This window comes from Petrotoga miotherma DSM 10691 (assembly GCF_002895605.1).
Taxonomy (GTDB): Bacteria; Thermotogota; Thermotogae; order Petrotogales; family Petrotogaceae; genus Petrotoga; species Petrotoga miotherma.
The window spans coordinates 1-26,174 of the sequence record NZ_AZRM01000009.1; the positions used below are offsets into that span (position 1 = coordinate 1).

At 34.2% G+C, this 26,174-nt stretch carries 26 protein-coding genes and 1 tRNA gene; 19 read left to right on the forward strand and 8 right to left on the reverse strand.

Features of this window, described 5'->3' with window-relative positions; all coding sequences use genetic code 11:
• Positions 1-92 precede the first annotated feature (92 nt).
• The 4 genes from X928_RS01255 to X928_RS01270 are packed head-to-tail and all read left to right on the forward strand — an operon-like array spanning position 93 to position 4,375.
• Positions 93-746, forward strand: a complete 654-nt coding sequence (locus tag X928_RS01255) for a winged helix-turn-helix transcriptional regulator (RefSeq protein WP_103064945.1) — start codon at positions 93-95, stop codon at positions 744-746.
• Complete coding sequence (locus tag X928_RS01260; RefSeq protein ID WP_103078145.1) at positions 743-1,909, forward strand: DegT/DnrJ/EryC1/StrS family aminotransferase; 1,167 nt, start codon at positions 743-745, stop codon at positions 1,907-1,909. Before X928_RS01255 ends, X928_RS01260 begins: the two co-directional genes overlap by 4 nt.
• Before the next feature lie 50 nt (positions 1,910-1,959).
• Complete coding sequence (locus X928_RS01265; RefSeq protein ID WP_103078146.1) at positions 1,960-3,267, forward strand: nucleotide sugar dehydrogenase; 1,308 nt, start codon at positions 1,960-1,962, stop codon at positions 3,265-3,267.
• Between the two features lie 25 nt (positions 3,268-3,292).
• Positions 3,293-4,375, forward strand: a complete 1,083-nt coding sequence (locus X928_RS01270) for a Gfo/Idh/MocA family protein (RefSeq protein WP_103078147.1) — start codon at positions 3,293-3,295, stop codon at positions 4,373-4,375.
• Between the two features lie 37 nt (positions 4,376-4,412).
• Here the strand turns inward: X928_RS01270 and X928_RS01275 are convergent, their stop codons facing one another.
• The 3 genes from X928_RS01275 to X928_RS01285 form a co-directional block, all read right to left on the reverse strand.
• Positions 4,413-5,480: a mandelate racemase/muconate lactonizing enzyme family protein gene (locus X928_RS01275; protein WP_103078148.1), complete on the reverse strand. Its 1,068-nt coding sequence runs from the start codon at positions 5,478-5,480 to the stop codon at positions 4,413-4,415.
• Positions 5,481-5,502: 22 nt separating this feature from the next.
• A complete protein-coding gene (gene iadA / locus X928_RS01280) occupies positions 5,503-6,633 on the reverse strand; it encodes a beta-aspartyl-peptidase (protein WP_103078149.1) in 1,131 nt (376 codons plus the stop codon).
• Between the two features lie 167 nt (positions 6,634-6,800).
• A tRNA-Pro gene (locus X928_RS01285) sits at positions 6,801-6,876 on the reverse strand.
• A gap of 239 nt (positions 6,877-7,115) precedes the next feature.
• Between X928_RS01285 and X928_RS01290 the strand changes: the two genes are divergently transcribed.
• From X928_RS01290 to rnr, 11 genes are all read left to right on the forward strand, one after another.
• Entirely contained in the window at positions 7,116-7,574 is a 459-nt protein-coding gene (locus X928_RS01290; protein ID WP_103064951.1) for a FeoA family protein, read from the forward strand.
• A gap of 3 nt (positions 7,575-7,577) precedes the next feature.
• Positions 7,578-7,829 carry a hypothetical protein gene (locus X928_RS01295; RefSeq protein ID WP_103078150.1) on the forward strand — a complete coding sequence of 84 codons (252 nt, stop codon included), beginning with the start codon at positions 7,578-7,580 and terminating at the stop codon, positions 7,827-7,829.
• A gap of 17 nt (positions 7,830-7,846) precedes the next feature.
• Positions 7,847-9,856 (forward strand): ferrous iron transport protein B, encoded by a 2,010-nt coding sequence (feoB, locus tag X928_RS01300; RefSeq protein WP_103064953.1) that lies wholly within the window; start codon positions 7,847-7,849, stop codon positions 9,854-9,856.
• Positions 9,853-10,230 carry a hypothetical protein gene (locus tag X928_RS01305; protein WP_103064954.1) on the forward strand — a complete coding sequence of 126 codons (378 nt, stop codon included), beginning with the start codon at positions 9,853-9,855 and terminating at the stop codon, positions 10,228-10,230. The genes feoB and X928_RS01305 overlap by 4 nt, the downstream gene beginning before the upstream one ends.
• Entirely contained in the window at positions 10,231-10,671 is a 441-nt protein-coding gene (locus X928_RS01310; protein ID WP_103064955.1) for a GatB/YqeY domain-containing protein, read from the forward strand.
• Positions 10,672-10,732: 61 nt separating this feature from the next.
• Entirely contained in the window at positions 10,733-11,089 is a 357-nt protein-coding gene (locus tag X928_RS01315) for a (Fe-S)-binding protein (protein ID WP_103064956.1), read from the forward strand.
• A 15-nt stretch (positions 11,090-11,104) separates the two neighbouring features.
• Positions 11,105-11,344 (forward strand): hypothetical protein, encoded by a 240-nt coding sequence (locus tag X928_RS01320; RefSeq protein ID WP_103064957.1) that lies wholly within the window; start codon positions 11,105-11,107, stop codon positions 11,342-11,344.
• Between the two features lie 61 nt (positions 11,345-11,405).
• Positions 11,406-12,470: an alanine/ornithine racemase family PLP-dependent enzyme gene (locus X928_RS01325; protein WP_103078151.1), complete on the forward strand. Its 1,065-nt coding sequence runs from the start codon at positions 11,406-11,408 to the stop codon at positions 12,468-12,470.
• Positions 12,470-12,679, forward strand: coding sequence for a hypothetical protein (locus X928_RS01330; RefSeq protein ID WP_103064959.1), 210 nt, complete (start codon positions 12,470-12,472; stop codon positions 12,677-12,679). The genes X928_RS01325 and X928_RS01330 overlap by 1 nt, the downstream gene beginning before the upstream one ends.
• A 15-nt stretch (positions 12,680-12,694) precedes the next feature.
• Positions 12,695-14,065, forward strand: coding sequence for a replicative DNA helicase (dnaB, locus tag X928_RS01335; protein WP_103077405.1), 1,371 nt, complete (start codon positions 12,695-12,697; stop codon positions 14,063-14,065).
• A gap of 246 nt (positions 14,066-14,311) precedes the next feature.
• The gene (rnr, locus tag X928_RS01340) at positions 14,312-16,525 is read left to right on the forward strand and encodes a ribonuclease R (RefSeq protein WP_103078152.1); all 2,214 of its coding nucleotides are present in this window, start codon (positions 14,312-14,314) and stop codon (positions 16,523-16,525) included.
• A gap of 1 nt (position 16,526) precedes the next feature.
• Here rnr and murB read toward each other — a convergent pair whose 3' ends face one another.
• From murB to X928_RS01360, 4 genes are all read right to left on the reverse strand, one after another.
• Positions 16,527-17,447, reverse strand: a complete 921-nt coding sequence (gene murB, locus X928_RS01345; RefSeq protein WP_103078153.1) for a UDP-N-acetylmuramate dehydrogenase — start codon at positions 17,445-17,447, stop codon at positions 16,527-16,529.
• A gap of 14 nt (positions 17,448-17,461) precedes the next feature.
• Complete coding sequence (locus X928_RS01350; RefSeq protein WP_158245184.1) at positions 17,462-18,409, reverse strand: sulfotransferase; 948 nt, start codon at positions 18,407-18,409, stop codon at positions 17,462-17,464.
• A 20-nt stretch (positions 18,410-18,429) separates the two neighbouring features.
• A complete protein-coding gene (locus X928_RS01355) occupies positions 18,430-19,026 on the reverse strand; it encodes an HAD family hydrolase (RefSeq protein ID WP_199171166.1) in 597 nt (198 codons plus the stop codon).
• 96 nt (positions 19,027-19,122) lie between these two features.
• Entirely contained in the window at positions 19,123-20,700 is a 1,578-nt protein-coding gene (locus X928_RS01360) for a bifunctional aspartate carbamoyltransferase catalytic subunit/aspartate carbamoyltransferase regulatory subunit (RefSeq protein ID WP_103064965.1), read from the reverse strand.
• A gap of 254 nt (positions 20,701-20,954) precedes the next feature.
• Between X928_RS01360 and X928_RS01365 the strand changes: the two genes are divergently transcribed.
• The 3 genes from X928_RS01365 (at position 20,955) to X928_RS01375 (ending at position 24,361) form a co-directional block, all read left to right on the forward strand.
• Positions 20,955-22,847 carry a ribonucleoside triphosphate reductase gene (locus tag X928_RS01365; protein WP_103064966.1) on the forward strand — a complete coding sequence of 631 codons (1,893 nt, stop codon included), beginning with the start codon at positions 20,955-20,957 and terminating at the stop codon, positions 22,845-22,847.
• Entirely contained in the window at positions 22,844-23,461 is a 618-nt protein-coding gene (locus X928_RS01370) for an anaerobic ribonucleoside-triphosphate reductase activating protein (RefSeq protein ID WP_103064967.1), read from the forward strand. The genes X928_RS01365 and X928_RS01370 overlap by 4 nt, the downstream gene beginning before the upstream one ends.
• Positions 23,462-23,605: 144 nt before the next feature.
• Positions 23,606-24,361 (forward strand): fumarylacetoacetate hydrolase family protein, encoded by a 756-nt coding sequence (locus tag X928_RS01375; RefSeq protein ID WP_103064980.1) that lies wholly within the window; start codon positions 23,606-23,608, stop codon positions 24,359-24,361.
• Between the two features lie 97 nt (positions 24,362-24,458).
• Here X928_RS01375 and X928_RS01380 read toward each other — a convergent pair whose 3' ends face one another.
• Positions 24,459-24,707, reverse strand: coding sequence for a CopG family transcriptional regulator (locus X928_RS01380; protein WP_233186668.1), 249 nt, complete (start codon positions 24,705-24,707; stop codon positions 24,459-24,461).
• Between the two features lie 129 nt (positions 24,708-24,836).
• Here X928_RS01380 and X928_RS01385 point away from each other — a divergent pair, with 129 nt between their 5' ends.
• Positions 24,837-26,174 carry an alkaline phosphatase family protein gene (locus X928_RS01385; protein WP_103078154.1) on the forward strand — a complete coding sequence of 446 codons (1,338 nt, stop codon included), beginning with the start codon at positions 24,837-24,839 and terminating at the stop codon, positions 26,172-26,174.

Below are 26,174 nucleotides of genomic sequence, written 5' to 3' on the forward strand. Positions count from 1 at the left end.
CACTATTTTCGTGATAGAACCAAATAATTGTTATAATTAATTATGATTATTCACTTGGTGTATGAATGAAATGATTAGAGGTGATCTTCCCAATGCTAAATATTCAAAATTACATTTTTTTCAACCCCTCTCCAAACTTTCGAGAAATGATGATCTTAAAGTTAATTTCTCAAGAAAACGATATTTCTCAAGAAACGATGGCGAAAAAAGTAGGGGTTGTCCCATCGATGATAAACAAGTATTTAAAGGATTTTGAAGAGAATGGAAATATTATAAAAAGCGGTGAAAACAAACGTAATATGAGTTATGAACTTACAGAGGCGGGAAAAAAGAGGTTGCAATTTTTAACCCTTAGTTTCGTTGATGAGGTTTCTGAGCTGTACACAGAAACCAAAGACTCCTTCAAAAAAGTTTTTCAAACTCTTAAAAAAGATAATTTAAAGGATATTCTTTTGTATGGTGCAGGGGTTGTTGGAGGGATTGTACTAAAGGTTTTGAAGGATGAAAATATTAATATAATTGGATTTTTGGATGATTCTCCTTCAAAGCAAGGAGATAAGCTTCAAGGAATAGATATTTACCCGCCGGAAAAAGCCAAAGAGTTAACCTATGATGCCCTCATAATAGCTTCGTTCAGGAAGTCAGAAAAAATATTGGAAAAGGCAACGGAAAGAAATTTGGAAAAATTGTACGTTTTTAAGATAGATGAGGAAGGCAATATTTCTTTGGAGGGGGATATGAAATGAAAGATAAGATGGAGGTTCCTCTTTTTGATTTAACAAGGCAATATGAAAAATTGAGAAAAGATGTTCTGAAGAAGTTGGATGCTGTTTTCACTTCTGGAAACGTGGTTATGGGAAGTAATGTAAAAGCCTTAGAAGAGGAAATTGCGAAGTATATAAACGTAAAGTATGCTATCGGTGTTGCCAATGGTTCTGATGCCCTAAGAATATCGGTTCAAGCTCTGGGTATAAAAGAAGGGGATTATGTCATCACCACACCATATACTTTTTTTGCAACTGCAAGTGCAATTGTACTGAATGGAGCCACTCCTATATTCGTGGATGTAGAAGATAAATACTACAACCTTGATTTGGATAAAGTCGAAGATTTGCTTGAAAATCATCCGGAAAAAGAAAAAATTAAAGCAATTATTCCTGTACACCTTTTTGGAAAAACCGTTGATTTAGAGAGATTGGAAAAAATAAGAGAGAATTACAACGTAAAAATCATAGAAGATGCCGCTCAATCTATTGGGTCTGTATGGCAGTATAAGAATGGCGAAAGAAAATTTAGTGGTAGTATAGGAGATTTGGGTATTTTTTCTTTCTTCCCAACAAAAAATCTGGGTGGTTATGGTGATGGTGGAATGGTTGTTACAAACGACGCGGATTTGGCAGATAGGGTCAGAAAACTAAGAGTCCATGGTGCAGCAAAAAAATATTATCACGATGAAGTTGGTTACAATTCAAGATTAGACGAAGTTCAAGCCTCAATATTGAGAATAAAACTAAACAATTTAGATGAATACATTGATAAAAGAATAAAAAAGGCAAAAAATTATGAAGAATTATTTGAATTACATAACCTCAACGAAGATTTAAGTTATCCTGCTTATTTTAATGATAGAACCCATGTTTATCACCAATACGTTGTTACTTTGAATAACCCCAAAGATAGGGATAAATTGAAGAAATTTTTAGAAAATAAAGGCGTTGGAACATCGATATACTATCCCCTGGGTTTGCACCTTCAAAAGTGTTTTGAGAACTTGGGTTATAAAGAAGGGAACTTCCCTGTAGCTGAAAAGGCATCTAAATCGACGATAGCTTTGCCGATGTTTCCAGAGCTCACCAAAAAAGAGCAGGAATACGTAGTTAAATGTATTAAAGAGTTTTTTTCAAACTAGTTTTAGAGTTTCTAAAGATAGTGTTATTCTAGAAAGAGGAGGACTAAAAAATGGCATTACTAGACAAAATAAAAGATAAAACGGCAAAGATAGGGGTAATAGGTTTAGGTTATGTTGGTTTACCTCTTGCGGTAGAAAAAGCGAAGGCAGGGTACCATGTTTTAGGGTTCGATGTACAACAAGAAAAGGTAGAAAAGGTCAACAAAGGGGTAAATTATATTGGAGATGTTGTAAATTCAGAGTTAGAAAAGCTGGTTGAAGATGGTTATCTAAGCGCCACTGCCGATTATGATAAAATAAAGGAATGCGATTGTGTAATGATATGTGTTCCAACCCCTTTGAATAAATACAAACAACCTGATTTAAGTTTTGTTGTTGATTCAACAAAAGAGGTAGCAAAAAGGCTTCACCCAGAAATGTTGATTGTTTTAGAAAGCACTACATATCCAGGAACCACCGAAGAAGTAATTCTGCCATTATTACAAGAATATGGGTTTAAGGTTGGAAAAGATTTTTATTTAGCTTTTAGCCCAGAGAGGGTAGATCCAGGAAATTTGATTTACAAGACCAAAAATACACCAAAAGTAGTCGGTGGAGTTACCGAAAAATGTACTTTACATGCAAAAACCCTCTATGAAAACGTATTAAACGCTGGTGTTTTCACCGTATCGTCCCCTAAGGAAGCAGAGATGTCAAAAATTCTGGAAAATACCTTTAGAATAGTGAATATTGGTCTCATCAATGAAATGGCTATTTTAGCAAAGAAAATGGGAATAAATATCTGGCAGGTAATAGACGCAGCTGCTACAAAGCCTTTTGGGTTCATGCCTTTTTATCCCGGACCAGGTGTGGGCGGCCATTGTATTCCAATAGATCCTTTTTATTTAACGTATAAAGCTAGAGAGTTTGACTATCACACAAGGATAATAGAATTGGCAGGGGAAATAAACGATTATATGCCCGAGTACGTAATCGAAAGACTAATGGACATTTTAAACGAAAATAAAAAGTGTTTGAATGGTTCCAAAATATTGATGTTAGGGGTGAGTTATAAAAACGATATCGACGATTTAAGAGAGTCTCCTGCGTTGAAAATTCTGGAGCTTTTAGAAAAAAAGGGAGCAGAAGTGAAAATTCATGATCCTTATATAAAAAATTTTTCTCACAAAGGAATAGAGTATAAAACGGTAGATTTAACAAAAGAATTGTTAGAGGAATCAGATGCGGTCTTAATTACTACCGGACATAAAAAGGTGGATTACAATTTTGTTTTGGAAAATGCCGATATAGTTTTTGATACAAAAAATATCACAAAAGGACTTAGAGAGAAGTATCCAGAAAAAGTTTCTCTATTATAAAAAGTTTAAAAGTAGGTGATATTCCGTGCTTAAATTGGCTGTAATAGGTTGTGGAAGAATTGCTCAAAAAAAACACACAGAAGCGATCATAAAAAATTCTGATATTATTGAAAACGTGGCTGTTTGCGATTTAAAAGAAGAAAGAGCAAAACAATTTGCCAGTAAGGTAGAAAATTCTGGATTAAACAAACCAGAAATATACACGGATTACAGTAAATTGTTGAAAAGAACCGATATAGATGCCGTGGCAATAGCCACCGAAAGTGGAAATCACTATGAAATCACCATGGAAGCCCTGCAAAACAACAAACATGTGTTAGTGGAAAAACCAATGGCCCTATCAACAAAACATATGAACGAGATGATAGAGTTTGCAAAAAGGAAAAATTTAAAGTTAGGGGTTTGTTTTCAAAATCGGTTCAATCCACCTATACAAGAATTAAGAAAAAAAATTACAACAGATTCATTTGGAAGGATTCTCCATGGTCAAGCTTCCATTAGGTGGAATAGAAACGAAGAATATTATAAGCAGGCAAAATGGAGGGGCACTTGGGAATACGACGGGGGCACGTTGATGAACCAATGTACGCACAATATAGACTTGCTATTGTGGAATATGGGCTCTGAAATAGATGAAATATACGGTGTTATTAAGAACTTCACGCATCCTTATATAGAAGCCGAGGATTTTGGAGGGGCAATAGTAAAATTTAAAAACGGTTCTGTAGGAATTATAGAAGGATCAGCAAATATATATCCAAAAAACTTGGAAGAAACTCTATCGATATTTGGAGAAAAAGGCACAGTGGTTATCGGTGGCTTAGCGGTGAATAAGATAAAACATTGGAGATTTGAAGGAGAAGATGGACATCCATTTCAAAATCTCCCAGATCCTGATACGGTTTATGGGAGCGGGCACATTCCACTTTACAGAGATTTTTATCAATCGATAGAAGAAGATCGAGATCCCTTTATTAACGGTGAAGAAGGGAAAAAGGCTGTAGAAGCTGTTTTAGGAATTTACAAGTCTGCCCTTTTGGACAGACCTGTGAAATTTCCAATCGATTTTTCAACGTTAGAAATGGAGGGGGATATACAGTCAATCTAGATCTTGTCACAATCAAGATCTACCCCCCTCTTCTTTTTCACATATTGATTTCTATTCCTAAACCAGGTTTGTCCGAAAGAATTATTGTATCTCCTTTTACTTCAAATCCTCCTTTTATTCCTTCGAATTCTTCATAATACATGAAAGAATCTAAATCAGCATCTGTTATATTTCTTTTAGCTGCAACTAAGCTTGCTCCCGCAGTAAGGGCCACCTTTGTTTCTACCATACATCCAACCATACAATTAATTCCAGCAGATTCTGCAATTGCGTCAATCTTTTCAGCTTCGTAAAGCCCTCCACTTTTCATCAGTTTTATGTTGATCATATCGGCACTATCTTTTTTCATTGCATGTATTGCATCATGAGCGTTATGAATTGATTCATCTAAAATTATCTTCATATCAGCCTTTTTTCGCAAAAGTGCAGACCCATCAAAATCCCAATCGGCTAACGGCTGTTCAACGGCTTCAACGTTGTAATTTTCCATCATCTTGATTGCGGTTAACGTATCGTGTACATTCCATCCCTGGTTGGCATCTATTTTCAATCTTACGTTATCTCCTACACTTTTTCGTATGAGTCTGATAGCCTCAACATCGTTTTTTAGATCAATACCGGTTTTGATTTTTAATATGTTAAACCCTCTAGCTACCATCTCTTTTGCTTCGTTTGCCATTTCTTGTGGTGCACCAATCCCTATCGTAATATCTGTCTGTACTTTGTTTTCAAATCCACCAAGAAGCTTATAAAGAGGTTCTTGCATCACTTTTCCTTTTATATCGTAGAGAGCGATATCAACCGCTGCTTTTGCTGCTGTATTTCCTGCGATTGCTTTGTTCAATATATAATGGATTCTTTCTATAGCGAGTGGATCCTGTCCTATTAATATTTCTTTGAATGTTTTAAGAACAAATGTTACACTATCGATGCTTTCCCCCGTTACCGAACGAGAAGGAGTAGCTTCTCCAAAACCGTAGTATCCTTCATCAGTAGTTATTTTTACAAGCACCGATTCACAATACTCCGTTGCTCCTCGCGAAATAACAAAAGGTTTTTTGAGTTTAATTTTGATTTTTTCAAATTTTAAATCTGTTATTTTCATTTCTCTGCCCTCCATTAGATTTTTAAATGGTGCGACCCTTTACCATAACTTTTTTTATTTCCAGAGTACTTTTATCTAAGAACACTATATCTGCATCAAAGTTTTCATTTATTTGGCCTTTGTTTTCTAATTTAAGAAAATTAGCAGGATTGATAGTGATAACCTTCAAAGCTTCTTCTAAAGGGATATCTTCTTGTATTACACAATCCTTAACCTCTTCAAAGAGTGTAGCTACATCCGCAACTGTTAAACCTAAATAATTCCCTTTGTCATCGAACTGTGGTAAACTCCCCTGTCCATCGGATGAGAATGATATATTGTCAATATTTACCCCATCTTCCAACAAAAGTTTCAAGGCTTTAGATGGTTTTGATGGATCCTCTTTGTCTTTCTTTTTTGACGAACTAGTTGTGAAATCTATCCTTCCACCCATTTCTATAAAATTTTTACATGTTTTAAGAGCTTTTTCTCCCTTGTTCATGTGAGTTGGAAGGAACTGTGTAATAGGTAATTCTGAATTTTCAACAACATCTATCAATATCTGAATGAATTTTTCTCCTCTTCCAACATGAATATTTACTATCCCTGCCTTTTTTGATAAAATTCCGCCCACTCGAGCTTCTGAAGTCAATCTTATCAGTTCTTCTAAGGTTGGTTGGGAACCTCTATGGTCTGAAATAGCGACTTCTCCAACACCTATTATTTCTTCAATGAAAACCAAATCGTCTATAATTCTGCCGGTAAAAGTTTTTATAGGAAAATGATAAGAACCCGTATACGTGTAGCAGCTTATTCCTTCTTGTTTTAATGCTTTTGCTTTTGCGATTAAGTTTTGCATACTTCGAGTTGCGTTGTCGGTTCCCAAAACACCTACTACGGTAGTAATTCCAGAACTTACTATCTTAGAAGCAAATATCTCTGGGGTTCTTGTGCTGTATCCCCCTTCTCCACCTCCTCCTGTTATATGAACGTGAGAGTCTATAAAACCTGGAACTACTATATAATCCTCAGCATCGATAATCTCAACTTTAAGATTAGAATTTAATTCTATCGAATCGACTAGTTCTAAGATTTTTTCTCCACCAATTAATATATCTTTTTTCCCTAAAGCTTTCGGTGAGTAAACCGTTGCATTCTTTATGAGGGTAAGCAAAATTCTTCTTCTCCTTTTTTATGGTTATATTTTTTATTTCAATCATGCCATAGAAATATTATAAAGTCAAGTTAACGCATTCTACCAATAATTTTTAAATAAAAAACAAAAAGCTCAAAAATCCGAAAAAAGATTTTTGAGCTTTCAAAGAAAGAAAAGTTTGGTAATGGTCGGGACGACTGGACTTGAACCAGCGACCTTTGGTTCCCGAAACCAACGCGCTACCAACTGCGCTACGCCCCGAATTCTTATTATTCCATAATTGATTTTATCATATTTTTGAATCGAAGTGAAGACTAATAAAAAAATTGAGAAATAATAAATTGTCTAATAATATAAGTGAAGTTGCTACAAACCATATATCCGTATATAATTTAACTCTTGCGTTATAATAATTCATTTTATTGTTAATTTTAGGCACAACTAACTCTTTTAAAAAATGTTATAATTGATATGAAATAATTGAAAGAGGTGATTATAATTTGCTAATTCCTTTACACAACCTGTTTATTGGACAAAAGGGAAAGATAGTGAGTTTAAACATTGAAGGAGAAAGTACTAAAAATCGTCTTATCGCAATGGGAATTACTCCAGGTAAATTTATAGAATTAGCCCATGTTTCTCCTTTTGGGGATCCTTTAGTATTTAAAATTGGAGAAAAAAAAGTAGTTTTAAGAAGGAGCGAAGCTTCTAGGATCATTGTAGATGTTCCTTACAAAGTATTCAACCTTTTGGAAAGTGAAATTGGAAAATATGAAATTATCGATATTAAAGGCGGAAGGAATTTTGTAGAAGAAATGAGAAGTATGGGGTTGTATAAAGGAGTTAATATCAATTTAGTTAATAAGCTTGGAAATAGAATAATTATAGAGGTTGACGGGAAAAAATACGAATTGGGCAGGGGAAGAGCTTCCAAGATATTTTGTAAAAAGGTGGAATAATTAATGAATATATCGCTTATAGAAGAATACGTAAGAAATAATAAAGAAGTAGATATTTTGGAATTAAAAGAGAAATTTCACTTAAATCAAAGTGAAACTAATATTTTGATTCCTTTTTTAAGAATAATGGATGTTGAAATTAAAAAAATAAATAAAATAGAACCTGTATGTAAAAGTTGTCCATTGTCAGATAAATGTGGAAAAGGCCTGTTAAATAACTGTTATTATAATAATAACTCTACAAAACAAATTTAATACAGGGAGGAGCTTGAATGAGCAAGGATACCCTCAAAGATAACGTTGAAACCGTTGACAAGGAAGCTGAGATTTCAATAATTGGAAATCCTAACGTTGGAAAGACTTCTCTATTCAACCTTTTAACGGGCACAAAACAATATGTTGCCAATTGGCCAGGGGTTACAGTAGAGAAGAAAATAGGAAGTTTTAAGTATAAAGGTAAAACCTTTAAATTAGTTGATCTTCCAGGTGTTTACACCCTTTCAGCTAAAAGTGAAGATGAAAGAGTTGCTAAAGATTACTTAATAAGTAATACTTCAGAGATAGTAATTGTCGTAGCAGATGCCTTGAACTTGGAAAGTTCTATGTTTTTATTGTTTCAACTTATAGAAATAGGCGTGAAGACTATTTTGGTTATAAACTCCGTAGATGAAGCTCGAGAAAAAGGACGAATCATCGATCCATCCCCTATTTCCAAAACTTTAAACATCCCTGTCATATTGACTTCCGCCAAGACAGGTGAAGGTAAGGAAGAACTTTTAGAAGAAGCATATAAGCTTTCAAAAGAAAAAAATCTTACAAAAAAGAAAATAATGTATCCAGAAGAAATAGAGAATTTTATCAATTTTTTTCAAGACAAAGTTTCAAAGTATCCTAAAATAAGTTCAAAATATCAAAATTATATAGATAGTAGTTGGTTACCAATATATTTTTTAGAGTTTGGAAGTGAAGATTTAGAACTTCCCCAAGATTTTTTGACTGAGTTAAAAGAAAATTTTGATATAGAAGATCTTAAAAACAAATATTTAAATTGGAAGTTTAATTTCATTTCTTATCTAGTTAGTTCTTCGATAATAAAAGAGGGTATAGACTGGTCTTTGAGAGATATTTTAGACCACGTTTTTACACATAAGATTTTGGGAATATTGATATATGTTTTTGCTTTGTTTGCAGTGTTTTCTCTAACATTCAGCCTCGCTCAACCGTTATCGGATTTGCTGGATTCGGCTTTTACTTTTTTGGGTAATTCTATCAGCGAATTTGTAACTATTCCTTGGTTGGAATCACTACTAGTTGATGGGGTTATAGCTGGCGTTGGTGGTGTTTTAGTTTTTATTCCACAGATTTTTATCTTATTTTTCTTCTTAGGATTCTTGGAAGAATCGGGATATTTACCAAGGGCGGCCTTTTTAGTTGACAGAATTGCCAGGAATTTTGGATTAAGTGGTAGATCTTTTATGTCTATTATTTTAGGTTTTGGTTGTAACGTTCCAGCCATTATCTCTACTAAAACGATTGCCAATAAAAAAGAAAGATTGGCTTTAATTCTTAGCCTTCCCTTTGCATCGTGTAGTGCAAGGTTACCCGTTTACATTCTTTTAATAAGTGCATTCTTTTCAACACATGCAGCCACTATAATGCTGCTAGTCTATTTATCGAGTATAGCGTTAGTCTTAATATCCTCAAAATTTTTACAAAGATTCATTACCCAATCAGAAGATATCCCCTTCATCATAGAACTGCCGAGGTTTAGGATGCCTACTTTAAAAAATTTATCCATTTATACATGGAACAGAGGAAAGCACTTTTTACAAAAAGCTGGAGGCATAATTTTAATAGCCACCGTACTAATTTGGCTTTTATCTTTCTTCCCTAATTTTGGAACAGATATAAACAGTAGTTTTGCCGCTTCTATAGGGAGAGTGTTTGAACCTTTAACCAATCACTTGGGATGGGATTGGAGAATAAACACCGGCTTGATTTTTGGTGTCGCTGCAAAAGAAATAGTTGTGTCTTCCTATGCCACAATTTTTAATGTTGGAGAAGGCTCTTTAACCTATGCCTTACAAAATGCATTAACCCCAGCATCTGCTTTAGCACTCATATTCTTCGTTATGGCTTATATTCCTTGTTTTGCAACGTTAGCCACGATTAAAGCGGAGACAAATGGGTGGAAATGGGCTATTTTTAGTTTTATTTACACCACTGTCGTTGCTTATCTTATAGCTAATTTGGTGTTTTTTGTGGGAGGTATTTTCCTATGAAGCACAAAAACTTGACACTTTCTTTGATAGCAATATTATCGATTATTTTCATGTTGCTAAATATACAGAAAAACTTTTTCTACGTCTTTTCTTTTTTTGTTATATTCTTAATTTCGATCTACGGTTTTTCTAATGATAATAGAATATGGTATCATAAATCTGCTCATATAATAGTTTCTTCTTTTATCGGTCTATTTCTTTTAGCTTATGAAATCTTGGATATTTTGTTCACTATGCTTGCGGGTGAATTTTCTGAAATAAATTTAAATATTTATGTTATAATCTTTGGTATACTAAGCATAATCATATTCTTTTTAGAATTGAGGTATCTAAGAAAAAAAAGAAATGAAGCATTGAATAAGGAGGAACGATAAATGTTAAAAGATATATTAAATAATGATTTAAAAAAATATATGAAAGAAAAAAATACCCTTGCTTTAAATGCGGTTAGATCGATAATATCAGAGATTAAAAATAAAGAGGTTGAAAAAGGTTCTGAATTAACAGAGGAAGAAATAGTCCAGTTGATAAAAAAACAAATAAAAATGAGAGAAGATTCCATTGAACAATTCGAAAAAGCAGATAGGAAAGATCTTGCTGAAAAAGAAAGAAAAGAAGTTGAGATCTTGCAAGAGTACCTTCCTGAGCAGCTTTCTGACGAAGAATTGAGAAAAATAATAGAAGAAACTATAAAGGAAGTTAATGCAACATCAAAAAAAGATTTTGGCAAAGTTATGAAATTAGTAATTCAAAAGGTTCAAGGAAGGGCCGATGGAAAGAAAATAAGTGAAATACTGTCGACACTTTTAAATTAACATATAACTAATATGTGATATAATAATACTAGAAAGAATTTCTTTGGAGGTGTTTTTTGCAGTGCTCACAATAGTTTATTCGGTGTTATTATTAGGGATTTTAGGGTTTGCTTCCGGTACTTTTTTAGCATTTGCTGCAAAAAAATTTGAAGTAAAGGAAGATCCAAGAGAAGCCATTGTTAGAGCGGTATTACCCGGTATAGATTGTGGATCTTGTGGTTATCCTGGATGTTCAGCCTTCGCAAAGGCATTTGTCAAAGGTGAGGTTGGAAAAGACGGTTGTGTTCCTGGCAAATCTCAAGGTGTCCCAGAACTTTTGGAGAAAATATCTAAGATGTCTGTTGACGAATTGAACAAAATATATGAAGAAAGCGGGGAAGACGATTCTAAAATTTTAAAACTACTAAAACAAAATTAAAAAGGGGGGATCAAATTGATCGATCCTATATCCTCTCAACAATACAAGCCCCTTTATCTAAGTAGTTTTGATTATGGAAGTGATCAACTTCCACACACGAGTAGTCAAAACATTAACCAGAGTCCTACAATGTCCAAGGAAGAGATGGAAAAACTTTTATCTTTTGTAATTTACAAACAAACTGGAATTTCGATGAAATTAGTTAGAACCGTTGGTGAATTGTATCAGGGTCAAAATCTAGATGTTTTAACGTAAGTAAAATTTTCATAATTGCGGGCCAAGATTGCCCGCAATTTTAAATAAAGGAGGATTTTCCTTGTATCCAAAGGTTTACGCTTACTTAGAAAGGATTCAAGAAAATGCAAGATTTTTAAAATCATTGTGTACTGATTCGGGTGTAGAAATAATAGCTGTCACTAAAGTAGTTTGTGGTGAACCTACAATAGCTCATGCACTTAAAGAATGTGGAATTGAAATACTGGGTGATTCAAGGATTCAAAACATAAAGAAAATGAGGAATTCTGGTATAAAAGGACCTTTTATGTTACTTCGCATACCCATGATCTCTGAACTTGATGATGTGGCAAATCATGTTGATTATACTTTAATAAGTGACTTAGAGATAAGTAAGAAATTGGGGAGTGTTTCTTCTAAGTTCAATAAGAAATCTAAAGTCATCTATATGGTTGACGTGGGTGATCTGAGAGAAGGAGTTTGGTTTGAAAAAGCTGTTTCTGAGGTTTCAAATGCCATTGATATAGAAGGAATAGAGATTGTTGGAATAGGCACAAACTTAGGATGTTTTGGTGGAGTAATCCCTGATGAAACTAATATGCAAAGGCTCGTAAAAATAAAGGAAGAAATCCAAAGAGAAACTGGAAGAACTCTAGATATAATCTCCGGGGGAAATACCGCTGCCTTACCTTTAATTGAAAAAGGAAGTTTACCAAAGGGTATAAACCAATATAGACTAGGCGAATCGATCATCTGTGGAATGGACGCAACTAACAACCGCAACGTTCCAGGGACAAGGCAGGATACGATAATCTTGGAAGCAGAAATTGTGGAATTAAAAGAAAAACCTTCCGTCCCCTACGGCAACATTGGTTATGATGCATTTGGTCGTAAACCAAAATTTGAAGACAAAGGTAATAGAATAAAAGGCATTTTAGCTGTGGGAGAACAAGATATTAATCCTACAAGTATGTATCCGTTGGATGACGATATTGAAATACTCCATGCAAGTAGTGATCATACGATCGTAGACTTAACTGAATCTAAAGTGAGGTATAAAGTAGGAGATAAGATAAGATTTAGGTTAGGTTACTCCTCCGTTCTGAGAGCCTTTACAAGTTCTTATGTTGAAAAGGTGATACTTTAATGTTTGCTTTTGTAAACACTCTTTTTGTAATAGCAATGATCCTTTTTATAATTTCAACGGTATTTTTATGGAGATCTGCTAAAATGATAAGAAACGGTAGTAAAAGTTCTGATGAAGACGTAAAAAAAATGGACAAAAAAGGACTGGTAGGCCTTTTAATAAGTGTTGGAATTTTTGTTTTATCTTATTTTTTGAGCTTATTAGTTTGATCGAGGTGGATACAAATGGAACTTACTTCTTTTACCCCTCCTAATAGTAAAGAAGCTGAAGAGTCGGTCATAGGCAGCATTTTTTTAGACCCTTCCATACTTCCTGACGTGATCGAAGAGGTAAGATGGGAAGACTTCTACTACGAAAACAATAAGATAATATTTAAAGTTATGGAAGAACTTTTTGACAAAGGGGAACCTGTTGATACTGTATCGGTGATTGAAAAACTTAGAGAATCCAATCTTTTACAGAAAATCGGTGGAGAAGATACAATAATTTATTTAGCTCAGGTTGTCCCAACAACGGCTAATGTGATGTATTACACCCAAATTGTAAAAGAGAAAGCCCTTTTAAGAGCTTTAATAAACGCATCTTCGGAGATAGTTGATGCCGTAAGAAATATTGGAGATGCTCAAGAAGTTTTAGAATATGCAGAAAAGAGAATATTTTCCATAGCCGAAGCCCGCGCAACCAGAACATATGATCTTTTATCCAACGTAATGCATGATGTTTTTGAACAGATAGAAGAATTGAAGAACAGAGCTCAAAAAGGCGAGGGAGATCTCGTTACGGGGGTTTCTACTGGATTCAAAGCTTTAGACAGGATGACTTCAGGATTTCATAGATCTGAGTTAATTATCATCGCCGCTAGACCATCCATGGGTAAAACGTCTTTTGCCGCAAATATTGCAACTAACATGGCTTTACAGGCAAATGTTGCCGTGGCAATCTTTAGTTTGGAAATGTCGAAAGAACAGTTAGCTAACAGAATTTTATGTTCTGAGGCAAAGGTTGATTTACACAAGGTTAGAACTGGACAAATTTCTGATGAAGAGTGGGAAAAATTAGTACAAAAAGCAGGAGAATTATCGAAATCAAGACTTATCTTTGACGACGAACCAGATCTAACTCCCAGAATGCTGAGGGCAAAAGCAAGGAGAATGAAAAGAGAATATGGTATAGAAGTAATTTTTATCGATTACTTACAATTGATGACTTCTAGATCTAAAGGTTATGAGAGCAGGCAACAAGAAATAACAGATATATCAAGATCCCTGAAATTGCTCGCTAGAGAGTTAAATATCACTGTCGTTGCTTTGTCTCAACTTTCCCGTGCAGTTGAGCAAAGAGAAGATAAAAGACCTCGTTTAAGTGATCTCAGAGAATCAGGGGCAATTGAACAGGATGCGGATGTCGTTATGTTTTTGTATAGAGATTCATATTACAAAAGAAAAAAAGATGAGCCCGGTAAAGATTCTTTAAATGATGAACATGAAGCAGAACTTATTGTAGGTAAGCAAAGAAACGGACCGGTTGGAACCATAAAACTAACTTTCAATCCTAAACTTGCAACTTTTTACACCTCTGATAGAGGATATCAGTAACTTTAGAAACAAGATTTTGATTTAAAAGGGTTACAGGGCGGAGCCCAGTTTGCGTCAGTGTACAAACAATTTTTTTAAATGATTTTGACCTTGATTTGGGGTTTTTAAGGGGAATCCCCCTTAATGTTTGGGTTTAAGGGACCGCAGGTCCTTTCCTTAGAAGGGTGGGAAGCGGGGCGAAGGGGTGCTGAAACAAGTTTTTAGCTTTTTAAAAAAATGGAATAATATATTGAATGGAGGTAAAATATGAATGAAGACAACTTAGAAAATCTAATATTGGAAATAATAGATAAAAAGCCTATGATGCAAAAAGAACTCTACGAAAATCTAAATGCATTTCAAAAATCGGAAAAGACTAAAATCAGAAGAATACTAAAAAAACTCCTAAATGAAGGAAAAATAATTAAAGATTCACAAAACAGATACAGAAAATTAGATGAAAACATGGCTGTTGGAACCATCGAATTCACCAAAAGTGGAAATATGGCTTTTGTACAATGCCCAGATGGAAGCGAAATTGCTGTGAAGGTTGAAAATTCTGGAATCAGTTTGCATAAAGATTTAGTTTTAGTTGAAATAATAGGTAAATGGCGTGATTTAAAAGAAGGTAGGGTAGTTAGAATATTAAAAAGAGGGTTAAAATATGTGGTAGGTGAGTTCGTAAGAAAAGGGATCTTTGGATTCGTTATACCCATTGATGGAAAAATAAATACGGATTTTTACGTAGCTCCGGAAGGTGTAGGAAAAGCTAAAAACGGACAAATAGTGAAGGCAAAAATAACAAAGTACCAATCTCCCACAAAAAATCCAGAGGTCGAGATAGTAGATGTCCTTGGTGACAAAGATGACCCTTCCATAGATTTGCCTATAGTGATCTTCAAGCATGATTTACCTGAGCCAGGTTACTTCCCTCCAAAAGTGGTACAAGAGGCTAAAGAACTTCCAAATAAACTTTCTGAAAATGAAATTAAGGGAAGAAAAGATTTTAGAAAAGAAACTATATTTACTATCGATGGTGATACGGCAAAAGATTTTGATGATGCCGTTGGTATAAAAAAGTTAGATAGCGGTAATTATTTACTCGGGGTACACATAGCAGATGTATCTCATTATGTAAAAAATAACAGTGCTCTTGATAGAGAGGCATACAAACGAGGTACAAGCGTTTATCTAATCGACACCGTCATTCCAATGCTTCCATTTGAGTTATCCAACTGGATATGTTCTTTGGTTGAAGGTGAAGATAGATTGACAATGTCCCTACTGATGGAAATTGACCCTTATGGAAACTTGGTAAACTCAAAAATATACAACGGAGTAATAAGAAGTATCAAGAGATTGACCTATAACAAAGTTAACGAACTCCTATCCGACAATTGTAGCGAAGAAGTAAAAAAAGAGATAGGCTTTTTAAAGCCAGAGCTTGAGATGATGAAAGAACTGATGGAAATACTTGCTGCAAAAAGAAAAGAAAGAGGTTCGATAATTGATATAGAAAGCAACGAAGTATACTTTGAATTCGATGAAAAGGGATATGTAAAAGATATCATCCCTGTGGAAAGAGGAATATCAGAAAAAATGATTGAAGAGTTCATGGTCCTGGCCAACGAAACAGTTGCTTCATACTTTGATGTTCAAGGCTTACCTTTTATATATAGAATCCACGAAAATCCGGATCCTGATGTATTGCTTCAGTTACGAAATTATCTGGACATGTTGGGAATAAATGTAAAATTTCCTCAAAATATTCATCCGAAGGTCCTACAGGAAATATTGGAAAAAACAAAGAACCATCCTTTAAGTAAAAATATTCAGATGATGCTTGTTAGATCTATGAAAAGGGCGTTGTACTCCGAGGAAAACGTAGGGCATTTTGGTCTTGCTTCATCATCCTATACACATTTCACATCACCAATAAGAAGATATCCTGACTTAGTGGTTCATAGATTGTTGAAAGAGTTCATCAAATATAAAGGAACCCTTTCAAAAAAAGAAATAAAGAAGTATTCCGAAATGCTTCCTGAAATAGCTAAAAATTCTTCTGAAATGGAAAGAGTCGCAGACCAAGCCGAGTGGGATCTAATAGATATGAAAAAAGTTGAATACATTTCAAGACATATAGGAGAAGTCTTTTGGGTGTACATAACAGGCGTCACAAGGTTTGGCTTATTCGTAGAAATCCCCCAAAAGATGATAAGTGGATTGATACATATATCAGAGTTGAGCGATGATTATTATATCTACGATGAACGTGACAATACGTTGAAAGGTGAAAGAACCGGCAACGTTTATAGGATCGGAGACAAGTTACAAGCCAAAGTGGTAAGAGCGGATAAAATCGGAACTGAAGTAGATTTTATCCCGTATACGGAAGATGATTTTGAAAAATTGAAAAAGGAACATCCTCATTCCAAAATAAAAGTTAACAAAAAAAATAAGAAAAAAAAGAAAAAATCGTAATTCATTCCCAAATCTCTGGTTCAACCTGTAGCTCAACATTGTATTTGTCTTTTACAATGCGTTTTACATACTCAATTAATGAAATCACATCATTGAAAGTAGCGTTACCTTTGTTTATTATGAAACCTGCATGTTTTGTTGATATTTGAGCTTCGCCTATCGAAAAGCCTTTCAATCCTAAATTCTCTATCGTAGTACCCACAAAAAAATCTGGTTTCGGTCGTTTGAATATACTCCCCGCAGATGGTAAATCAATTGGTTGTTTCTCCCATCTGCGGGTTGAAAAATCTATCAATTTACTTTTGATCCTTTTAAGATCATCTTTTTTTAGTAAAAATTTAGTGGATAGAAGGACGAAAGAATCTTTCTGGAGAATACTTGTTCTATAACCAAACTCTAAATCACATTTATTTAAAGTCTTGATTTTTCCATCCTTTAAATCGAGTACCGTTGTTTCCAAAACCACATCCTTCATCTCACCGCCGTAGGCTCCCGCGTTCATGTAAACACCTCCACCTACACTTCCTGGAATACCGCAAGCAAATTCAAGTCCAGAGTATCCATCTTCTGATAGCAAAAAAGAAAGAGCAGATAAAGACATCCCGCTCTGTGCTTCTACAATCAAATCCATATTATTTTTTTCTTCAAAATTCATTTTATTTAAGTATTTTGTGGAAAGTACTACAAAATTTAATGGTGCATCACTTACGAAGAGGTTGGTTCCTTGACCTATGATTCTGAAAGGAATGTTCCTTTTAAGTAATTCTGATAAAGCATTCACAAAAGCATTTAAAGTTTTTGGAAACAAGATATATGGAACAGGTCCACCTATTCTAAAACTCGTATAATATTTGAGAAATTCATTTTGTCTAATATCGCATCCATCTGCGTACAAACTAAGTTTAAGATCTTCTGAAATCATTTAATACTCCTATATTATGCGTACTCTTCTTTATAATCCGAATTCAATTTTTCTAACCACTCAGGTTCCTTCCCATAACCAAACTTATCCATTAACTCCCCACAATGTTTTTGAAGTATCTGCGCTTTCTTTTTATTCCAACTTTTCCAATGTGGTATCTTATACTTGTCCGACGCAGAGTTTATTTTCTTCTTTAGGAAAGAAGGGTCAAAAGTATACTTTCTACTGAATCCATCATCAAACTTCGTGGAAAATTCTAATAGATCTATAAAATTTTCTTCTTTTTTCTCACCGATGAACAAATCTTCGTAGCGATATAATTTGAAATTATTTTTATTTTTCATAGATTCCAATACCAAGGTATTCAGTTTATTATAATACCAAGCAAATTTTTCAAATTTGCTCATACTTTTCCACTTCAGCGAGTATGGATCGTCTTTGAAATGGGAAGCCCTCATACTCATTCCCAAAAAAGAAAAATCGACTTTACTATATAGCAAATAAACAGGGGAACTTATGGCTGAACGGATCCATGTTCTTGGATCCCTTATAATAAACACGACTTTACTATTAGGAAAGACCTCTCCCAACAGATCAATAACTCCGTGAAGATGGTTACTTGATTCGACGTACAAGCTTTCTTTTGTTTCCTCCAAAATCTGTTTTCTCAAACCTTTTATATACTCTTTAGCCTTTTCATCGGTTATTTTTCTTCTTCTCCTATAAGTGCTCAACTTGCACATAGATTTAGAAGGCAAAAACTGCCCTACGGTCATTTGATAAAAGCCGAACCTTTTTATATCATCTCTCCATTTTTTTAGATCTTTAATAAACACATTCGCAGGTTCATGGACCGCATAACAATCTTCAACCATTTTTGATAAACTTTTTGCAAGGAATCTCGTACCTGTTCTTCCGGTTGAAGTGATAAATACACAATGTTTATCAAAAACATTATCCACCTCATTGCCTCCTTTCACAATTATAGGGCATCTATTCTTTTTAACATTTCTCTCAAGGATTCAGGATCCGTATATAATATACCTTTAATTCCTAATTCTTCGGCAGCCATTATATTCTCAACAATATCGTCCACAAAAAAGGTATCTTCTGGGTTCAAATTATACCTATTAAGCAAAAGTTGATAAATTTCCTTTTCGGGTTTCAATAGTTTCTCCTTGTACGAAATAATCATTCCATCAAAGATATCGAAAAACGAGTATTTTCTTCTTATATAATTGAAGGCTTCTTCATGAAAATTAGACAATATGAAAAGTTTGTTGTTTTCTTTCAATTCAGGCAGAATTTCTATGTTTTCGGTTATTGGATGAAGATAATTCTTCCATTCTTGAAGCAATATATCTATTTCTTCTTTTAAATCAGGATTTTTCTCGATGAAAATCTTTTTGGCTTCCTCAAAAGACAAGGTCCCCCTATCCAATTCTTTCCATATACTTGTTTTAAAAACAGCCTCTTTTAACTTCCTTTTTATAAGCGGATCTTTGAATAGACCATCTAAAATCTCATCCGGACCGAATTTAAAAAGGACATTTCCCAAATCAAAAACGAGATTTCTCAAAAAAATTCCTCCCACTTTACTTTTTACCCTATCATTGAATTTTATCACAAAAATATTAAAAGAGTAAAAACAAAGATAAAGTAAGATTTTTTACTGTTAAAGACCCCATATTTCTTCAAAGGTATGAGGGGTTTCACAATATTCACATATTAACTGATTCTCTTCGTTTCTAATGAAAGAAACCTGTACGTTTTCGTTGTTTTGAGGGTTGGTTATACAGTTTTCGTTTTTACACCTTAACTCTTCGAAACCGTATATAATAGGCGGTAAAGAAATTCTGTATTTTTCTTTGACTCTTCCACCTTCAATAATATTTACAGTTGTATTTGGAGATATAGCTGAAAGCTTTTTTATATCTTTCTTTGATAGATGAACGTCAGGCAAACTAATGTAGCCCTTTAATCTACCGTCTGCTGATCTAAATATTCCGTCTGCACTATCAATATTATAAAACTTTAAAATCTTCCTTATTTTCATGATCGTCTCGTATATCTTTTCTGGGTTTTGTCCTTTGGCTATGTGATCAATTACCGTTCCATTTTCAATCGGCTTGATCCCTCTTTTTCCTTCACTTAACAACCCTTTTTTACCATCTTTTATCGGTGCGGGGATAATGAAATCCTCTTCATTAATTTCAACACCTTTAATTGAGGTATCAAAGGGGGCGGTTAGAGCTCCACCAAACATAGAAAGTAAGATTATCCTTGTCCAATATCCGTTTATTGCCTGTTTTTCCCAGCCGTTAAGCGGTAAGGGGTCCAAGAAGGTTGGAATAGTGGGGTAAGTTTTGTGACGAGGGAGAGGGTGATAAAATTTTACGTTTTCGGAAATAAGGGGGAGAAATTCTTTTGTAAAAGTCACACTTTTTCTCAAAATATGTTCTTTTTCCAGAATATCTTCCCCCATTCGTTCTAATTGAAGCCTGGTGAAATACCAAATATTGGCTTTTTTACCCTGTTTTAGGTACTCTTCTATGGAACAGAAGATTCTAACATTGTACCCTTTTTGCCTCATTTTGCTAATATAGTGTTTTGGCATCTGTAATTCTTCCGGCGCTATCAAATCAACCTCAACATTTTTAAATATTTTTAAACCTTCCACTTTTGAATGGACCGTTCTTCCATGAAGAAGATCACCAATAAGAGCTATATGAATATACTCGTTGCTGAAATCCATTTGTTCTAAAAATGTGAATTCATCTAAAATCTCTTGAGTAGGATGCTCGTGTTTACCATCTCCCGCGTTTATAAAGGAAGGATGTGGTAGGTTATGCCTTGAAGCAAATTCTGATACCTTTTCGTCTAGTAACTTACAAGTACCTTCCAATTTTGATCTGATAATGAATATAGAATAATCTGAATAGCCAGTTAACATGTTGAAGGTATCTATATAACTTTCTTTCTTATTAAATGAGGAGTGTTCGGATTCGAAGATGTTGATTTTAGCGTTTTTGTGGAATTTAGAAGCATTAACGAAGGATTCTTTGGTTCTGGTACTTGGTTCGAGGAATACTATGTAAATGCCTGTTTGGTTTTTTATTTGAAACTCAGTAAGATCTTCTTTATTTGCCCATTTTGCTTTTAGCCTTTTTGTTTGGTTGTAAAGAAATAACTGCTCTTCAACCGTTAAATCATTCATAACCGTTAAACTTCTCCCTAAAAAATCATTTTTCATATGAATCCCTCCCAAGTAATTTCTCTTCTACTCTCTCTAAAATTCTAAAACCTCTTTTAGTACCCCTTCGCCTCGCTGCCCACCCAAACTTCTTATGAGTTTAAGCAAAATTACTTTTTGTATTATACCATTTTTTTGTAATATAAACAATATTGACAAATACAATATACAGTGGTATGATATAAAATATGGCACAATAAATTGAGTCTTTTGTAAATTAACTTGATACATAAATATAAGGGGGTTGAAAAAATATGGATTTAGATTCTATCAAAGACAGTTTGTTGTTGAAACCCGTAACTATAAAGAAACGTCCTGAAGGGGATTCAAGAAAAGAATATTTAATTAAAGAACAGAAAAAACGCAGCTTAGAGAATTATTCAAATGCAGAAAAAATGAGTTTTGACGTAGAGAAAACGATAAATGAATACATTAAAAAGGAAGATTGGAGAACCAACGAAAATTCAAACACTACTTATTCCTATCCGGGTTTGTACTTACACTTAGCAGGGAGTGCTTTGGCAAATTATGTGTTAAATGAAATATACCCTTCAGAAATATCACAGGCTCATTCATCCGGTGCTTTACATATTCATGACTTATCCCATGGTATAGTCGCTTACTGTGCAGGATGGTCACTCATGGATCTAATAAAGAAAGGTTTTGGGGGTGTGGAAGGGAAAATTAATGCCAAACCTGCCAAACATCTATCTGCCTTGACTGGACAAATGGTGAATTTTTTGGGTGTTATGCAAATGGAATTTGCAGGCGCTCAGGCTTTTAACTCCGTAGACACTTTACTTGCACCCTTTGTGAGGGCAGATAAATTAAGTTATGACGAGGTGAAGCAGTTCATTCAACAAATGGTCTTCGCAATGAACGTACCTTCTAGATGGGGATCACAACCACCTTTTATAAATTTCACGCTTGATTGGACAGTTCCTGATGATCTAAAAAATGAACCTGCAATTGTTGGCGGAAAGGAAATTGGAGTATATGGAGATTATCAAAAAGAGATGAATATGGTGAACAAAGCCTTCTTGGAAACTATGCTTGAAGGAGATGCAAATGGCAGAATTTTTTCTTTCCCCATCCCAACTTACAATATTACCAAAGAGTTCGATTGGGAAGGTGAAAATGTTGATTTATTGATGGAAGCTACAGCCAAATATGGGTTACCCTACTTCCAAAACTTCATCTCAAGTTCATTAAATCCGGGCGATGTAAGAAGTATGTGCTGCAGGTTACAACTCGATCTAAGGGAATTAAAAAATAGAGGTGGAGGACTTTTCGGCTCAGCAGATAAAACAGGTTCCATAGGTGTAGTAACAATCAATCTTCCTCGAATAGGGTATATTTCTAAAACCAAAGAAGAATATTTTGAAAACTTAAAATCGATGATGGATTTAGCGAAAACTTCTTTAGAAATAAAAAGATACGTGGTAGAAGAAAATCTTTCCAAAAATCTTATGCATTATACAAAAGTTTATTTGGGACATTTCAACAACCATTTTTCAACCATAGGAATAATAGGAATGCATGAATCACTTTTAAATTTCATGGGAAGAGGTATTGAAACCACTGAAGGAAAAGAATTTGCAATAGAAGTTTTGAATTATATGAGATCGGTTTTGAAAGATTATCAAGAAGAAACTGGAAACCTATACAATCTAGAGGCGACACCTGCAGAGGGAGCATCTTATCGGTTAGCGAAAAAAGACAAGCAACTTTATCCTGACATAATAACTTCAGGTGATAATGAACCGTACTACACAAACTCGACATTTTTACCAGTCGGAATCACCGAAGACCCATTTGAAGTACTTGAACATCAAGCACCTTTGCAAACTTTATACACATCCGGTACAGTATTACATATCTTTTTGCAGGAAAAACCCCAAGCAAGTACTTTAAAAACTTTTATTAAAAAAGCTTTTAGTCAATATCCTGTTCCATATATGACCATAACGCCAACTTTTTCCATTTGCGAAACCCATGGTTACATTGCAGGAGAACATTTTGAATGTCCCATTTGTGGCAAACCTACCGAAGTTTATTCAAGGGTTGTTGGATATTACAGGCCTGTGAAAAGTTGGAATAAAGGAAAACAGCAAGAATTCAAAGAAAGATTGGAGTATAACGTATGAAAATCGCATCTATGCAAAAAGTAAGCTTTATTGATTACCCGGACAAAATAGCTGCCGTGCTATTTTGTCCCTATTGTAACCTAAGATGCCCCTATTGTCATAATCCTGAATTAGTTTTTTTCGCAGGCCAATTGGTTGACGAAGAAAGTATATTTTCTTATTTGAAATCAAGAGTCGGGATTTTAGAAGGGGTTGTCATCACCGGAGGAGAACCAACTCTACAAAAAGATATAAGAGATTTTATCATTAAAATAAAAGATATGGGATTTTCGGTAAAGCTTGATACCAACGGACACAATCCAAAAGTTTTAATTACGGTTATAGATATTGTAGATATGATAGCGTTAGACATGAAAACCAGCTGTCAAAAGTATAAAACTATCGGTGGAAATTGTGTTATACTAAAAGAAAGTTTGAATCTACTAAAAGATTTCAAAGGTGATCTAATCTTAAGAACCACACTATACCCACCCATGACAACAAAAGACGATTTAGAAGAAATGAAATCAATTATACCAGATGATTTAAAATACTCAAACTGGATGTATAATGAATACAGAGATATTAAAACCCTTGAAAAATATATAAAAGAACACAACGAAGTAACAAGGTAACCCGCGATCAAAAGCTATTCCCCTGCTGGGTTAGGGACCGCAGGCTCTTCCTTAGAAGGGTGGGGAGTGGGGCGAAGGGGCGCTATATACAAAGTTTTAGAATTTCTAAAGGCGGTTATCAAAAACAAAAACGGAGGTAAAATTATGAAACTCGTCAGATTTCAAAAAGATGGAAAAATAAGTTACGGCGTGTTGGAAGAAAACATTATAAAAGTTATTAACGGCGATATCTTTGACAAATTCACAGTTACCGATAATGTCTACACCCTCAATGAGGTTACGTTAAAGGCTCCTTGTACTCCTAGCAAGATCGTTTGTGTTGGCTTAAACTATCGAGATCATGCGGAAGAAATGAAGGACAGAATCCCAGAAGAACCGGTTCTCTTCATAAAACCGTCAACTGCTGTGATTGGACCAAAAGAGAGTATTATATACCCAAAAATGAGCAATCAAGTAGATTATGAGGCAGAACTTGCGGTTGTAATTAAAGACAAAATCAAAGACATAGAAGAAGACCACGTAAAAGAACATATCCTAGGGTATACTTGCTTTAACGATGTTACCGCTAGGGATTTGCAGAAGAAAGATGGACAGTGGACACGAGCAAAATCCTTTGATACTTTTGCGCCTTTTGGTCCCACAATTGTAACGGATATTGATCCAAGTAACCTATATATTCAACTTTTACTCAACGATCAAATCAAGCAAAACTCAAATACTAATCAATTGATCTTTTCTGTGGAAAAACTCGTAAGTTTCATATCAAAAATAATGACCCTAAATCCCGGAGATGTAATTGCCACAGGCACACCCTCAGGTGTGGGACCGATGAATATTGGAGATAAAGTGGCAGTTAAAATAGAGAAAATAGGGATACTAGAAAATAATGTTATAAACTAATTTTAAATATTCTATTGAAAAAATCCTCTCAATCTACGATGAGAAACATAAAATTCTACATCTACCCGCTGCTTATAGATGCAGTGAGTAGTTGATATCATTCATCTATATAACCCAAATTCTTCAATCTTTTTTTGATCGCCTTTATTTCCTCTTCAGTCAATGTTTCAATTTGGTTAGTGGATTTGTTATTCTTTTTGGTTTGCTGGATTTCTTCAGAGGATACCAAATCTCTAAGCACAAACACAACAAACTCTGTAACACTGGAATAACCAGTATTTTCTATTATGGATTTAAGTTTATCATACAACGGTTTTGGTATTTTTAAGGTCACCTTATCAGACATGAAAGTCACTCTCCAAATGTTTCTTTTAACTGTATTATATCACGTCGTTTTTGATTAATCAAAGGTTTTTCTTTTTGAAAGATCTTTGTGTTATTATTTGTCTATAGCTTCTTTAAAAGGAGTGGCTTAATGAACAAAAAAATCGTAATCATCGGATTAGATTGTGCTTCACCAAATTTAATCTTTGATGAGTTTTTCGATGATTTACCCAATTTAAGAAAAATTATGAAAAATGGAGTGTACAATGAATTAGAGTCAACTATCCCTCCAATAACCGTTCCAGCCTGGATGAGCATGTTTACAGGTAAAGATCCTGGTGAGCTTGGAATATATGGTTTTACAAATAGGCAAAATTATGATTATCACTCTTTCTCATTGGTTTCTTCCAAAAGCGTGAAATATAAAAAATTGTGGGATATTTTTACACAAAAAGGCAAACAAAACATCGTGATAGGCGTACCGTTAACTTACCCTCCTTCTGCCTTGAAAGGAAACATGATTACTGGATTTTTAACGCCTTCTTTTGAATCCAATTATACTTATCCAAAATATTTAAAAAATGAATTACTAGCCAATACAGGAAATTTCATTTTTGATGTATATGATTTTAGAACCGAAGATAAAGAAAGACTATTAAAAGATATCTACGAAATGACAAATAATCATTTTAAAATTGCGAATTATTTAGCAAAAAACAAACCCTGGGATTTATTTGTAATGGTTGAAATGGGGACAGACAGAATTCACCACGGGTTCTGGACTTTGCACGATAAAAAGCATCCCAAGCATATAAAAAGCCAATTTAATTCAGCTATTAGAGATTATTATATTCATTTAGACAACAAGATAGGAGAGTTTTTGAATGGTATTCAAGGCGATTATGACGTTATAATAGTATCAGATCACGGTATAAAACCTATGTACGGTGGCATAGCCATTAACGATTGGCTCATTAAGAAAGGATATTTGGTTTTAAAGGAGTATCCAAAAAAGCCCGTTTCTATAAATAAATTGATAAGAGAAAAAAAGATAGATTGGAATAAAACCAAGGTGTGGGGAAATGGTGGCTACCATGGCAAGCTATTTTTCAACATAAAAGGCAGGGAACCTTTGGGAGTAATTGAAAAAAATGAATTAGATAATTTCAAAACTAAGCTTATACAAGAGCTGAAAGACATTAAGAATGAAGATGGAAATGAGATGAATACAAACGTGTATGAACCCCAAAAAATTTATAATAAGCTAAATAATATTCCTCCCGATTTGATTGTTTACTTTGATGATCTATCTTGGAGATGTCAAGGTAGCATAGGTAATGAAAGCATTTACACATACGACAATGACATTGGTCCTGATGATGCCAATCACGCTAGCTACGGGATTTTTATAAGCAACAACAAAATTCTAAAAATCAACAAAATTACCGATTTTTTTAATTCGATAGTTTATAATTATTTGTCTGATTGA

What these genes read in the sequence shown, in the direction of transcription:
- X928_RS01255 (WP_103064945.1), top strand. Translation starts at nt 93, where the DNA reads ATGCTAAATATTCAAAATTACATTTTTTTCAACCCCTCTCCAAACTTT.
- X928_RS01260 (WP_103078145.1), top strand. Translation starts at nt 743, where the DNA reads ATGAAAGATAAGATGGAGGTTCCTCTTTTTGATTTAACAAGGCAATAT.
- X928_RS01265 (WP_103078146.1), top strand. Translation starts at nt 1,960, where the DNA reads ATGGCATTACTAGACAAAATAAAAGATAAAACGGCAAAGATAGGGGTA.
- X928_RS01275 (WP_103078148.1), bottom strand. Translation starts at nt 5,480, where the DNA reads ATGAAAATAACAGATTTAAAATTTGAAAAAATCAAAATTAAACTCAAA.
- X928_RS01295 (WP_103078150.1), top strand. Translation starts at nt 7,578, where the DNA reads ATGAATATATCGCTTATAGAAGAATACGTAAGAAATAATAAAGAAGTA.
- feoB (WP_103064953.1), top strand. Translation starts at nt 7,847, where the DNA reads ATGAGCAAGGATACCCTCAAAGATAACGTTGAAACCGTTGACAAGGAA.
- X928_RS01305 (WP_103064954.1), top strand. Translation starts at nt 9,853, where the DNA reads ATGAAGCACAAAAACTTGACACTTTCTTTGATAGCAATATTATCGATT.
- X928_RS01310 (WP_103064955.1), top strand. Translation starts at nt 10,231, where the DNA reads ATGTTAAAAGATATATTAAATAATGATTTAAAAAAATATATGAAAGAA.
- X928_RS01330 (WP_103064959.1), top strand. Translation starts at nt 12,470, where the DNA reads ATGTTTGCTTTTGTAAACACTCTTTTTGTAATAGCAATGATCCTTTTT.
- dnaB (WP_103077405.1), top strand. Translation starts at nt 12,695, where the DNA reads ATGGAACTTACTTCTTTTACCCCTCCTAATAGTAAAGAAGCTGAAGAG.
- rnr (WP_103078152.1), top strand. Translation starts at nt 14,312, where the DNA reads ATGAATGAAGACAACTTAGAAAATCTAATATTGGAAATAATAGATAAA.
- murB (WP_103078153.1), bottom strand. Translation starts at nt 17,447, where the DNA reads ATGATTTCAGAAGATCTTAAACTTAGTTTGTACGCAGATGGATGCGAT.
- X928_RS01360 (WP_103064965.1), bottom strand. Translation starts at nt 20,700, where the DNA reads ATGAAAAATGATTTTTTAGGGAGAAGTTTAACGGTTATGAATGATTTA.
- X928_RS01365 (WP_103064966.1), top strand. Translation starts at nt 20,955, where the DNA reads ATGGATTTAGATTCTATCAAAGACAGTTTGTTGTTGAAACCCGTAACT.
- X928_RS01370 (WP_103064967.1), top strand. Translation starts at nt 22,844, where the DNA reads ATGAAAATCGCATCTATGCAAAAAGTAAGCTTTATTGATTACCCGGAC.
- X928_RS01375 (WP_103064980.1), top strand. Translation starts at nt 23,606, where the DNA reads ATGAAACTCGTCAGATTTCAAAAAGATGGAAAAATAAGTTACGGCGTG.
- X928_RS01380 (WP_233186668.1), bottom strand. Translation starts at nt 24,707, where the DNA reads ATGTCTGATAAGGTGACCTTAAAAATACCAAAACCGTTGTATGATAAA.
- X928_RS01385 (WP_103078154.1), top strand. Translation starts at nt 24,837, where the DNA reads ATGAACAAAAAAATCGTAATCATCGGATTAGATTGTGCTTCACCAAAT.